A 12,928-nucleotide genomic window follows, 5' to 3' on the forward strand; every position below is an offset into this window, starting at 1 on the left:
CGCATCAGTCGCCCCCGTCGGCGTCCTCACCCTCTCCGCCCAGCACCTGACCTGCACAAAGAGCCAGCACATCGGATCCGTGAGCCCGAAACTTCCGCACACCGACGCCCGGGACGCGGGACAGCTCGCCCTCGTCCTCCGGCGCGCTCTCGGCGATGGCGATCAAGGTCTTGTCGGTGAAGACGCAGAACGCCGGCTGGCCCAGGGCGGCGGCCGTGCGGGCACGCCACTCGACGAGCCGCTCGTACAGCCCCTCGTCCATGTCCGAAGGACAGTCCTCGCAGCGCATCAGCTTCATCTCCGCCGCGTCGAGCGTGCGCCCGCACACCCGGCAGCGCGCCACCTTCCTGGCGCCCCTGCGGCGCCCCGCGCTCAGCGGCTCCCCGGCCGCCGCCCGCACCCCGTGCTCGACGCCACCGCCGCCCCCGCCCGCGCTCCGTCCCGCCGAACCGGTGGAACCCGGCCGCAGCCCGTCCAGGAAGCGGCTCGGTCTGCGGTTCGGCCGCCCGCCGGGCGAACGCGACAGCGCCCAGGACAGGCCCAGGTGAGAGCGGGCCCGGGTCACACCGACGTACAGCAGCCGGCGCTCCTCCTCGATCTGCTCATCGGTCTTGGCGTACGTGATCGGCATCATGCCCTCGGCGAGGCCGACCAGGAACACCACGTCCCATTCGAGGCCCTTCGCCGCGTGCAGCGACGCCAGCGTGACGCCCTCCACGGTCGGGGCGTGCTGCGCCTTCGCCCGCTCGTCCAGCTCCGTCACGAAGTCGGCCAGGGTGGCGGCGGGCTGGGCGCGCGCACAGTCCTCGGCCAGCCGCAGGAGAGCCGCGAGGGACTCCCAGCGGTCCCGGACCGCCCCCGACCCTGCGGGCGGCTCGGTCGTCCAGCCCTCGCCGGAGAGGACCGCCCGCACCTGGGAGGGCAGATCTCCGGCGGCGTCCAGCTCCGCGTCGTTGCCCCCGAAGCGGGCCGCCGCCCGCAGCGCCCGGCTGGCCCGGCGCACCTCCTCACGCTCGAAGAACCGCTCCGCCCCGCGCAACAGGTAGGGGACCCCGGCGTCGGCGAGCGCCTGTTCGTAGGTCCCCGACTGGCTGTTGGTCCGGAACAGGATGGCAATCTCGCCCGCGGAGACGCCGGAGGCGATCAGCTCCTGGATGCGCCGCGCCGCCCCTTCGGCCTCGGCGGGCTCGTCCGCGTACTCGGCGAAGACCGGCTCGGGCCCCCTGTCGCGCTGCGAGATCAGCTCCAGGCGATGCTCGGCGGCCCGGCCCCTGGCTCTGGCGAGGACCCCGTTGGCCAGGTGCACGACCTGGGGCGAGGAGCGGTAGTCGCGGACCAGCTTGACGACCGTGGCGCCGGGGTGGCGGGTGCGGAAGTTCAGCAGGTGGTCGGGGGTGGCGCCGGTGAAGGAGTAGATCGTCTGGCTGGCGTCGCCGACGACGCACAGGCTGTCCCGGTCACCGAGCCAGAGGTCCAGCAGGCGCTGCTGGAGGGGGCTGACGTCCTGGTACTCGTCGACGACGAAGTGCTGGTACTGGGCGCGGATCTGGTCGGCGATGTCGTGCCGGTCCTGGAGGATGCCGACGGTCAGCAGCAGCACGTCCTCGAAGTCGATGACCGAACGGTCCCGCTTCAGCGCCTCGTACCCGGCATAGATCTGGGCGATCTCCGCCGGGTGCCGGACGGTCTCCCGGCCGGTCTTGTGCGCCGCGGCCACGTAGTCCGAGGGGACGGTCTGGGTGACCTTGGACCACTCGATCTCCGCGGTCACATCGCGCAGCTCCCCGCGGTCCAGGCGCACCCGGCAGGCCGCCGCGGCGTCGGAGACGAGCTGGATCTTGCGGTCGACGAGCCGGGGCAGCTCCCCGCCGACGGCCCGGGGCCAGAAGAACTGGAGCTGGCGCAGGGCCGCCGAGTGGAACGTGCGGGCCTGCACCCCGCCCGCGCCGAGCTGCCGGAGCCGGCCGCGCATCTCGCCCGCGGCGCGGTTGGTGAACGTGACGGCGAGCACACTGGCCGGCTGGAGGATCCCGGCGCGGACGCCGAAGGCGATGCGGTGGGTGAGCGCCCGGGTCTTGCCGGTGCCCGCCCCCGCGAGCACACACACCGGCCCGTGCAGGGCCGTCGCCACGGCGCGCTGCTCGGGGTCGAGCCCGTCGAGCACCGCGTCGGCCGTTTCCGGGACCTGTGGGAACAGGGTGGAGTGCGTTGCTGCTGTCACCCCGCCATGCTGCCAGGTCGGCGGGGACGGATGCGTCGCGTTGTCCACAGGCAGCCGGTCCTAGTCGTACTAATGCGGGCGGCGAGTGGGAATGGCCGCCGCCTCGCATACGTTCGACACATTGCGTCGCCATGACGCACCCAAGCCACGAAGGAGCGCGAGGAACATGCCGGGCACTGTGACGATGTACAGCACCACTTGGTGCGGCTACTGCCAGCGACTGAAGAAGCAGATGGCGCGCGAAGGCATCGAGTACACCGAGATCAACATCGAGCAGGACCCGGCCTCGGCGGCGTTCGTCGAGAAGGCGAACGGTGGGAACCAGACGGTCCCGACCGTTCTCTTCGATGACGGCTCGACCCTCACCAACCCCTCGCTTGCCCAGGTCAAGCAGAAGATCGGCCTCTGAGCCCGGCGCTCAGAGCGCGTCGCTCGGCTTCGGCAGGGGCTTGCCGTACCACAGTTCGATCAAGCGGGCCGCGATCGAGATCCCGTAGGGAGGCATGACCTCTCCGGTCTCGAAGGCGGCCCGCAGGTCGTCCCGGGAGAACCAGCGCGCCTCGTGGATCTCGTCGCCGTCGACGTTGATCTCCGTGGACGTCGCGTGGGCCATGAAGCCCAGCATCAGGCTGGAGGGGAACGGCCAGGGCTGGCTGGCGACGTACTCGACGTCGCCGACCAGCACGCCCGCCTCCTCGAAGACCTCGCGGCGCACGGACTGCTCGATGGACTCGCCGGGTTCCACGAAGCCGGCCAGCGTCGAGAAGCGGCCTTCCGGCCAGTGGACCTGGCGGCCGAGGAGGATGCGGTCCTGCTCGTCCATGACTGCCATGATCACGGCCGGGTCGGTGCGCGGGTAGTGCTCCGCCCCGCAGGCCTGGCAGCGGCGGATGTGGCCCGCGGCGGCGATGACGGTGCGCTCGCCGCAGCGCGAGCAGAAGCGGTGCAGTCGCTGCCAGTTCTCCAGGGCGACGGCGTGCACCATGAGGCCCGCCTCCCGCTGCGACAGGAGCAGGCCCGCCTCGCGCAAGCCCGCGGGCCGCGCGGACTGGTCCATGCGGCCGGGGAGCGTGTCCTTCTGGAGCGCGAAGTAGCTGACGCCGTCCTCGTCGGTGCCCAGGAAGTAGCGGTGCGCCTCGGTGAGAGGCGCTTCGAAGGACGGGGTCATGACCAGTTCCGTAGCGCCGTCCGCCGTCTCGTCGATGAGCACCTGGCCGCCGGAGACCACGAAGACGCGGGTCGTGGGGTGGCTCCACGCGGCGGCGAGCCACGCCTCGTCGAGGCGGTGGTGTGCGGCGCGGTCGATGCCGCTCGGGGCGGCCAGTGCGAGCGGTCGGTTCGCTGCGAGATCGGTGCGGTCGGTCCAGGTGGTCACAGGTGCTTCCAACTCCCCCGGTGGTAAGGGTGCTTAGGCGGGCGGTTCAGCAGACGTGCGGCGGGTGGGGGTGGCTCGTTCAGGGGGCATCCGTCCAGCTCTCCGCGAGATCGCCCCACAAGTAGGCGGTGGTTTCCACGCCCTTCATGAGCAGATCGAGTTCGACCTTCTCGTTCGGGGCGTGCCAGCCGTCGGAGGGGACGGAGATGCCCAGGAAGAGCACAGGCGCTTCGAGGACGTCCTGTAGGTCGGCCGCCGGTCCCGAGCCGCCTTCGCGCGTGAAACGGATCTTCTGCTCGAACGCGCGGCCCATGGCGCGGACGACGGACTGCAGAGCGGGGTGGTCGAGCGGGGTGAGGCACGGCCGGGTGGCGGCCCCGAAGGTGAGGGTGTGGCTGATGCCGGCGGGCAGCTGCTCGGCGACCCAGGCGGTGACCGCCTTCTCGATGTGGTCGGGGTCCTGCCCGGCGACCAGCCGGAAGGACAGCTTGAGCCGCGCGGAGGACGGCACGATCGTCTTGCCGCCGGGGCCCTGGTAGCCGCCCCCGATCCCGTTGACCTCGGCGGTGGGCCGGGCCCAGATGCGCTCCAGGGTGGTGTGGCCGGCCTCTCCGTAGGTGGCGTGCGACTTGGCCGTACGCAGCCACTGCGCCTCGTCGAAGGGCAGCTCGGCGAAGAGGGCGCGCTCCCGGTCGGTGAGCTCGATGATCCCGTCGTAGAAGCCCGGCACGGCCACGCGCGCGTGCTCGTCGTGCAGGGCGGCGACGAGGCGAGCGGCGGCGGTCGCCGGGTTCGGGACGGCGCCGCCGAAGGAGCCGGAGTGGATGTCCTGGCCGGGGCCGTGCAGCTCGATCTCGCAGTCGGCGAGGCCGCGCATCCCGGTGCACACGGTGGGGGTGTCCTCGGCCCACATGCCGGTGTCGGAGACGATCACGGCGTCGGCCGCGAGGCGCTGCCTGCGGTCTTCCACGAGGGCGCGGAAGTGCGGGGAGCCGGACTCCTCCTCGCCTTCGATCAGCAGCTTGAGGTTGACGGCGGGGGCGGTGCGGCCGGTCGCCGCGAGGTGGGCGCGCACGCCGAGTGTGTGGAAGAACACCTGGCCCTTGTCGTCGGCCGCACCGCGCGCGTAGAGGCGGTTCCCGACGACGACGGGTTCGAAGGGCTCGGTGTCCCAGCCGTCCTCGCGGGCGGCGGGCTGGACGTCGTGGTGCCCGTAGACGAGGACCGTGGGGGCCCCGGGGTCGCCGGAGGGCCACTCGGCGAAGACGGCGGGGGCGCCAGGCGTCTCCCACACCTCGGTGGTGGGAAAGCCGGTCGCGGCCAGTTGCGCGGCGAGCCAGTCGGCGCTGCGCCGTACGTCCGCGGCGTGGTCGGGCTGGGCGGACACAGACGGGATGCGCAGCCATGCGGCCAGGTCGTCGAGGAACGCCGTCCGATGGGTCTCGACGTAGGCACGGACGGTGCTGACGACCTTGTCAGCGCTCGCGGCGTTCGCGGCGTTCTCACCGTGGTCAACGGGCTTGCTCATGCTCACGAGCCTAGTCCCCCGCCGAGCCGTGCTCGTCCGGCGGCTCCTCCAGGGGCGCTCCCGGCGGCTGAGGCTCTTCGGTGAGGAGCCGCTCCAGCTCGGCGCGGCCGGGCAGCCGCCGCGGCCGGACCGTCTCGCCACTGCGTACGTAGACGAAGGCGGCGCTGACCGACTCCAGGGGAACGCCCTGTTTCTCGGCCCAGGCGAGTCGGTAGACGGCCAGCTGGAGGGGGTCGCCGGTCTGCTGGTGGCCGGTCTTCCAGTCGACGATCTCGTACGTCGTGCGGTCGCCGTCGTCCTGCCTGTAGACGGCGTCGATGCGGCCGCGGACGACCCGGTCCGCGACGGCCAGCTGGAAGGGGAGCTCGATCCGGTAGGGGGTGCGGTGCGCGTACGGGGTGCGCTCGAAGGCTTCCTTGAGTGCCTGGAGGTCCTGCTCGTCGGCGATCTCCGCGTCGCTGCCGGGCAGCTCCTCCGGGTCGTGCATGGGCAAGCGCAGTGCTTCGAAGCGGGATTCGACCCAGGCATGGAAGCGCGTGCCCCGGCGCGCGGCCGGCTGGGGCGGGCGGGGCATGGGGCGGGCCAGCTCCTGGGCGAAGCCGTCGGGGTCGGCGGCCAGGCGCAGCACTTGGGACGCGGTGAGCGAGTGCGGCACGGGCACCTCGCGCACGCCGGCGCGGGCGCGCAGCAGCTCGCCGGTGAGGGCGTCGAGGTCGCGGTCCCAGGAGTCGATCGTGCGGGCCTCTTCCGCGGTCAGCTCGGACCCGGCGGTGAGCTCTGCCTCCGGGGCGGGTGCCGGGTGCGGGACGGCGGCGGCCGGCTGGGGCGCGGGTACGCGCGCGTGGGACGTCGGCGGCTCTGGGTCCGGTGCGGGGTGCGGGAGGACGGGCCGCTCGGTGGAGAGCGCGTCCCAGTCGTCGGGGTGGTCGCTGCCCGGTTCGTCCTCGGGCGGGGGCGGCCAGTCCGGGTCCTCGTAGGGGGGTTCCACGGAGGCGGCGGGGTGGGTCTGCGTGTGCGTGCGGGCCTGCGCGGGGTCCGCGCCGCGCTCCACGTGGGCCAGGACGGTGTCGGCGGCGGAGCGGCGGCGGGCCAGGGATGCCGCGTCGAGCGGCAGCGGCCAGGCGTGCTCGGCCGATGTCTCCGTCAGGGCCGGGTTCTCCTCGTCCTCCGCCGGCTGCTCCGCCCACACCTCGATCTCGCCGTGTCCGGCGGCGCAGTGCTCGTACAGGGCGTGCAGGAAGTCGGAGGGGCCGCGCTGCTTCTTCTGGGTCGGGCCCCACCAGTGTCCGGAGCCGAGCAGCAGTGTGCGGGGGCGCGTGAAGGTGACGTATCCGAGGCGCAGTTCCTCGGTGTGCTGGTGCTCCTTCATGTCGGCGTGGAAGGCCTTCATGCCGCGGGAGTCCCACGCCTCGATGTCGGGCAGGATGGCGGCGTCGCCGCGCAGGGCGTGGGGTAGGACCTTGCCCTGCGCCGTCCACTTCTCGCGTCCCTGGGCGCTGGGGAAGGTGCCGGTGACGAGTCCGGGGACGGCGACGACGTCCCATTCCAGGCCCTTGGACTTGTGCGCGGTGAGGACCTTCACGGTGTTCTCGCCGCCCGGGAGCGCGTTGTCGAGGCCTTTCTCGTACTGCGCGGCGGTGCGCAGGAAACCGAGGAAGGCGAGCAGGGACGCCGAGCCGTCGTGAGCCGCGAAGGAGGCGGCGACGTCGAGGAAGTTGGAGAGCGTCTCGCGGCGTCGGGCGGCCAGCGCGTGCGGGGACGCGGAGAGCTCGACCTCCAGGCCGGTGACGGCCAGGACGCGGTGCAGGACGTCCATGAGCGGGTCGGACAGGGAGCGGCGCAGGTCGCGCAGTTCGGTGGCGAGCCGTGCGAAGCGCACGCGCGCGTCCGTGGAGAACGGCAGTCCGTCGTCGTCCGCCTCGGCGTCGACGGAGGTCTCCAGGAAGGTGTCGAGGGCGTCGGCGAGCGATATCACCTCGGAGGGGTCCACGCCTTCGACGGCCTCGGCCAGGCGGCGGTCCGGGTCGTCGTCGCCCCCGCGCGCGTGGGAGACCAGCAGCCGGGCCCTGCGTCCCAGGAGAGCGAGGTCGCGCGGGCCGATCCGCCAGCGGGGCCCGGTCAGCAGCCGTACCAGCGAGGCATTGGCCCCGGGGTCCTGGAGCACCTCGCAGACGGCGACGAGGTCGGCGACCTCGGGCAGGTGCAGCAGGCCGGACAGGCCGACGACCTCGACCGGGATGTCGCGTGCGACAAGGGCCTTCTGGATCTCGGCGAAGTCGGTGGCGGTGCGGCACAGGACGGCGATCTCGCCGGGCTCCTTGCCGGTGGCCACCAGGTGGGCGAGGGAGTCGGCGAGCCAGTCGATCTCCTCGCCGTGGGTGCGCAGGAGGGCGCAGCGCACGATGCCGTCGCGCTCGGCGCCAGGGGCGGGCCGCAGGGCCTCCACGCCCGCGTGCATCGCGCGCAGCGGCTCGGCGAGACCGTTGGCCAGGTCGAGGAGGCGGCCGCCACTGCGCCGGTTCTCGCTGAGCGCGTAGCGGTCGGCGGGGCGGCCGTCGGCGTACGCGAAGTGGCGGGGGAAGTCGTCGAGGTTGGCGACCGAGGCGCCCCGCCACCCGTAGATGGCCTGGCAAGGGTCCCCCACGGCGGTCACGGCGTGCCCGGTGCCGCCGCCGAACAGACCTGCCAGGAGGATGCGTTGAGCGACAGAAGTGTCCTGGTACTCGTCGAGCAGGACGACACGGAACTCGTCGCGCAGGATCGCGCCGACCTCGGGGCGGGTGTCGGCGAGCGTGGCCGACAGGGCGATCTGGTCACCGAAGTCGAGGACGTCCCTGGTGCGCTTGGCCTCCCGGTAGCGGCTCACCAGCTCGGCCAGCTCCAGCCGGGCGGCGGCGGCCTCGGGGACCTTGCGCAGATCGGCGTTGCTCAGCTTGGCGCCTTCGAGGGAGCGCCGCAGTTCGCCGTCGTACGCCCGCAGATCCGCCGGTGCGACGAGATGCTCGGCCAGCTCGGCGTCGAGGGCGAGCAGGTCGCTGACCAGGTCGGCGAAGGAGCGGGTGAGGGCGGGATAGGGGCCGGGGGCCTCGCGCAGGACGCGTGCGGCGAGCTGGAAGCGGGTGGCGTCGGCGAGCAGCCGGGTCGTGGGTTCGAGGCCGATGCGCAGCCCGTGGTCGGTCAGGAGCCGGCCCGCGAAGGCGTGGTACGTGGAGATCACGGGCTCGCCGGGAGGATGGTCCGGATCGATGGTGTCGGGGTCGGTGACGCCGGCCCGGACGAGGGCCTTGCGGACGCGCTCGGCCAGCTCGCCGGCGGCCTTGTTCGTGAACGTGAGCCCGAGGACCTGCTCGGGTGCGACCTGCCCGGTGCCCACCAGCCAGACGACGCGCGCGGCCATCACCGTCGTCTTGCCGGAGCCGGCTCCGGCCACGATCACCTGCGGGGCGGGCGGCGCGATGATGCAGGCCGTCTGCTCCGGGGTGAAGGGGATGCCCAGCAGCTCCTTGAGCTGCTCGGGGTCGGTGAGGCGCGTGGTCACCTCATCGAGGCTAACCGGCACCACTGACAGCACCGGCCCGTTCCGGCGCAGCGGAGGCGCACGTCACTCCACGACGTGGTGGCCCTCGGGTCGCGCGCTGCACGAGGCACGGAAGGCGCAGTGCGTGCAGTGCTGTCCGGCGGTCGGGGTGAAGCGCTCGTCGAGGACCTTGCCGGCGGCGGTGGCGAGGAGGTCGCCGACCCACTCTCCTTCGAGGGGCTCCTGCGCCTGCACCTTGGGGAGCGTCTCCCCGCCGTCCTTCTTGGCGGCGCCCTGGCGCAACTGCACCAGTTCGGCGCCGCCGGGGTGGGGGCGGGCACCGTCGAAGGGTTCGTCGACGGCGCCCTCGCGCACGGCGAGCTGGTAGACGGCGAGCTGGGGGTGGCGGTCCACGTCGGCCGCGCTGGGGGCCTGCTTGCCGGTCTTGAAGTCGACTACGTAGGCGCGTCCTTCGGCGTCGCGCTCGACGCGGTCCATGGAGCCGCGGATGCGTACTTCGTAGGAGCCCGCTTCGAGGGTCACGTCGAAGGCGTGCTCGCTGGCGACGGGGGTGCGGCCGGTGCGGTCCATGACGTGCCATTGGAGGAAGCGTTCGAGCGCCACGCGCGCGTGCTCCTTCTCCTGCGCCGACTTCCAGGGGGCGTCGAAGGCGAGGGAGTCCCAGACCGAATCGAGGCGCTCCATGAGGACGGCGAGGTCGGCGGGGGTGCGTCCGGACGCGACCTCGTCGGCGAGGACGTGCACGACGTTGCCGAAGCCCTGGGCCGCGGTGGCGGGGGTGTCGGCCTTCACCTCGCGGCCCAGGAACCATTGCAGCGCACAGGTGTTGGCGAGCTGGTCGAGGGCGCTTCCCGAGAGCACGACGGGCTTGTCGCGGTCGCGCAGCGGCACCTTGCTCTCGGTGGGTTCGTACATGCCCCACCAGCGGTAGGGATGGGCGGAGGGCACCAAGGGCCTTCCGTCGTCGCTGAGGGCGGCGAGCCGGGCGAGGCGGCGGGCGGCGGCCTCCCGCAGGGCGTCGGAGGCGCGCGGGTCGACCGTGGTCGCCCGCAGCTCCGCGACGAGCGCGGCCACGGCGAGGGGGCGGCGCGGGCGGCCGGTGACGTCCTTGGGTTCGACGCCGAGCTCGGTCAGGAAGCGGGACGGCTGGTCGCCGTCGTCGGCGGGCGCCTTCACCGCGGTGACCACGAGCCGCTCCCGCGCGCGCGTGGCGGCCACGTAGAACAGGCGTCGCTCCTCGGCCAGGAGGGCGCCGGGGGTGAGCGGTTCGGCGAGGCCGTCGCGGCCGATGCGGTCGGCCTCCAGGAGGGAGCCGCGGCGGCGCAGGTCCGGCCAGAGGCCTTCTTGGACGCCCGCGACGACGACGAGCCGCCATTCCAGGCCCTTGGAGCGGTGTGCGGTCATCAGGCGCACGGCATCGGGACGGACCGCCCGTCCGGCGAGGGTGTCGGCGACGATGTCCTGCGCTTCCAGCTCCTCCAGGAAGTTGCGGGCGCCCCGGCCACCGGAGCGCTCCTCGGCGCGGGACGCGAGGGCGAACAGGGCGCATACGGCGTCCAGGTCACGGTCCGCGTTGCGGCCCGCCGCGCCACCGCGGCGGGCGGCGCGCTCCAGGCGCTGCGGCCACGGTGTGCCGTTCCACAGCTCCCACAGTGCCTCTTCCGCGGTGCCTCCGGCGTCGAGCTTGGCGCGGGCCGTGGCGAGGAGGGCGCCCAGACGCTGTGCGCCGCGCGCGTAGGCCGGGTCGTGCAGGGCGAGACGCTCGGGTTCGGCGAGCGCGCGGGCCAGCAGTTCGTCGGAGGACGGCGGCAGGTGGTTGCCCGCGGCGCGCTCCTCCTCGCGCAGGGCGCGGCCCAGGCGGCGCAGATCCGCGGCGTCCATGCCGGCGAGCGGCGAGCCGAGGAGGGTGAGGGCGGTCTCGGTGTCGAAGCGGAGCCGGCCTTCGGGCTCGTCCGCTGCGTCCTGGAGGGCGCTGTCGGCCGCGTCCTGGGCGCTGTCGGCCGCGTCCTGGGGATCGCTTTCCGCCGCGTCCTGAGGGCCGTCGTCCGCCCCCTCCTGCGGGCGGCCGTCCGCCGCGTCCTGGGGGGCGCCCTCGGCAGGGATGTGTGCCACTGCCTTCAGTGCGGTGAGCAAGGGAGCCACCGCGGGTTCGTGGCGCAGCGGCAGGTCGTCCCCGTCGATGTCCAGAGGGACACCGGCCGCGGTGAGCGCGCGACGCACCACGGGGATGCTGCGCCCGCCCGCGCGCACGAGCACGGCCATCTCGCTCCACGGGACGCCGTCCTCCAGATGGGCCCGGCGCAGGACGTCCGCGATGTTGTCCAGCTCGGTGCCGGACGTCGGGTATGTGTAGACCTCGGTCCGGCCGCCGTCGCGTACAGGGGTGAGCGCGCGGTGGGCGCGTACCTTCTCGGCGGGCAGCCGGGTCAGGGGCATCCGCTGGGTGATGCGGCGGGTGGCCTCCAGGAGGCTGCTCGCGGAGCGCCGGGAGGCGGTGAGGACCTCGACCGGGGCGGGGGTGCCGTCCACCCGCGGGAAGGCGTCGGGGAAGTCCAGGATGCCGTTCACGTCGGCGCCGCGGAACGTGTAGATCGACTGGTCCGGGTCGCCGAACGCGACCAGGGTGCGGCCACCGCCCGCGAGCGCGCGCAGCAGCCGGACCTGGGCGGGGTCGGTGTCCTGGTATTCGTCGACGAATACGGCGTCGTACTGGGCGGCCAGTTGTCCGGCGACGTCTTGGCGCTGGGCCAGGAGCACGGCCCGGTGGACGAGTTCCGCGTAGTCGAGGACGCCCTGCAGGTCGAGGACGTCCAGGTACTCGGCGAGGAAGGTGGCCGCAGCCCGCCAGTCGGGGCGGCCGGTGCGCCGTGCGAAGGCGCCCAGCGCGGCGGGCCCCAGACCCAGTTCGCGGCTGCGGGCCAGGACCGCGCGTACCTCGTCGGCGAAGCCCCGGGTGGTCAGGCAGGCACGCAGTTCGTCGGGCCAGCGCACATGGGCCAGGCCGGCCTGCTCCAGGTCGATCTGGCCGGCGAGCAGCTCGCGTACGGCGACGTCCTGCTCGGGCCCCGACAGCAGGCGCAGGGGTTCCGCGAACAGTTCGGCGTCCTGATGGGCGCGGAGGAGCGCGTAACAGAACGAGTGGAACGTCGTCGCCTGAGGGGCGCGGGCGGCGCCTATGCGCAGCGCCATCCGGTCCCGCAGCTCGACGGCGGCCTTCCGGCTGAACGTGAGCACAAGGATGCGCTCCGGTTCGGTGCCCTGGGCGATGCGCGCCGACACCGCTTCCACCAGGGTGGTGGTCTTGCCCGTCCCGGGCCCGGCGAGGACGAGCAGGGGCCCTTGGGCGTGGTCAACCACAGCCCGCTGCGGCGCGTCCAGACGAGGGGGGTCCGTGGGCGCCTGCCGGTGACGCACCAGCCGGTACGCGCCCGGGTACCCCTGTCGAACCTGGTGGGGCGACAGGTACCGGGTGGACGAAGAGGAGCTCACGTGGATCGCTGGTCCTGGTGGGTGTGCTGGTGGTCGAAGTGCCGTCCTGGTGGGACGGCGGCCCTGGGGTGAAGGAGAGGTCTGCCATCGACGGTGCCGTCGACGCTACGCCGTCGAGTGTGGCGGAAGCCGGGCTTCCGAGGCCTCTGCGCGCTCGCTCCCAGCTCAGGTGTGCCCAGTCTCACGAACGTCCCCGGCCGCGGCGGAGTGCCCCGGGCGCCACTTTTCCCCCGTACGGGCCACCGGCACCCCGCCCGCCCGCGGGATGGCCGAAGCTGTCACTTGTGAGCTTCCGCACCCGCCTGTCCGTCCCACCGCGCCCGCTTCATGTCCAGGCGCGGGAGGTGGCCCTCGGAGGCCCGGGACGCCTCGCGCAGCGGCGTGCTCTCCTCCTGGTAGTGGCCGAGTGCCCGCAACTCGTGGCCCGGGAGCAGCGCTCCGTCCGCGCGCACCACACGCCACCACGGCACCGCGCCTCCGTAGAGGGCCATCACGCGTCCTACTTGGCGTGGCCCGCCCTCCTCCAGCCACTCGGCGACGTCCCCGTACGTCAGCACGCGCCCGGCCGGGATCAGCTCGGCGACCTCCAGGACCCGCTCCGCGTACGCGGGCAGTCCGTCCGTCGGCTCACTCTCCTCGCTCATCCGGCCCATCCTGCCTCACGGCACCGACACCACCGACAATATGGAGGGACGCACAAGAGGCACTGTGAAGAGACATACAAGAAGACGCTTGTCGATGACGTCACGTTCCTCGAATGCACCCTGATACCCCCCT

The 12,928-nt window shown here is 73.1% G+C and carries 7 protein-coding genes; 1 reads left to right on the forward strand and 6 read right to left on the reverse strand.

Annotated features, from left to right (window positions below):
* Positions 1-4: 4 nt before the first annotated feature.
* Entirely contained in the window at positions 5-2,221 is a 2,217-nt protein-coding gene (locus ACIBW6_RS11005) for an ATP-dependent DNA helicase UvrD2 (protein ID WP_399058942.1), read from the reverse strand.
* A gap of 166 nt (positions 2,222-2,387) precedes the next feature.
* Between ACIBW6_RS11005 and ACIBW6_RS11010 the strand changes: the two genes are divergently transcribed.
* Positions 2,388-2,630, forward strand: a complete 243-nt coding sequence (locus tag ACIBW6_RS11010; protein WP_399058943.1) for a mycoredoxin — start codon at positions 2,388-2,390, stop codon at positions 2,628-2,630.
* Between the two features lie 9 nt (positions 2,631-2,639).
* Here ACIBW6_RS11010 and nudC read toward each other — a convergent pair whose 3' ends face one another.
* From nudC to ACIBW6_RS11035, 5 genes are all read right to left on the reverse strand, one after another.
* Positions 2,640-3,596, reverse strand: coding sequence for an NAD(+) diphosphatase (gene nudC / locus ACIBW6_RS11015; RefSeq protein WP_399058944.1), 957 nt, complete (start codon positions 3,594-3,596; stop codon positions 2,640-2,642).
* Between the two features lie 79 nt (positions 3,597-3,675).
* Complete coding sequence (locus tag ACIBW6_RS11020) at positions 3,676-5,124, reverse strand: dipeptidase (protein ID WP_399058945.1); 1,449 nt, start codon at positions 5,122-5,124, stop codon at positions 3,676-3,678.
* 10 nt (positions 5,125-5,134) lie between these two features.
* Positions 5,135-8,662: a UvrD-helicase domain-containing protein gene (locus ACIBW6_RS11025; RefSeq protein WP_399058946.1), complete on the reverse strand. Its 3,528-nt coding sequence runs from the start codon at positions 8,660-8,662 to the stop codon at positions 5,135-5,137.
* Between the two features lie 63 nt (positions 8,663-8,725).
* Positions 8,726-12,151, reverse strand: a complete 3,426-nt coding sequence (locus ACIBW6_RS11030) for an ATP-dependent helicase (protein WP_399058947.1) — start codon at positions 12,149-12,151, stop codon at positions 8,726-8,728.
* Positions 12,152-12,429: 278 nt separating this feature from the next.
* Positions 12,430-12,795 carry an MGMT family protein gene (locus ACIBW6_RS11035; protein ID WP_399058948.1) on the reverse strand — a complete coding sequence of 122 codons (366 nt, stop codon included), beginning with the start codon at positions 12,793-12,795 and terminating at the stop codon, positions 12,430-12,432.
* Between the last annotated feature and the right edge of the window lie 133 nt (positions 12,796-12,928).

The sequence above is a fragment of the Streptomyces sp. NPDC049813 genome (assembly GCF_044465085.1).
Classification (GTDB): domain Bacteria; phylum Actinomycetota; class Actinomycetes; order Streptomycetales; family Streptomycetaceae; genus Streptomyces.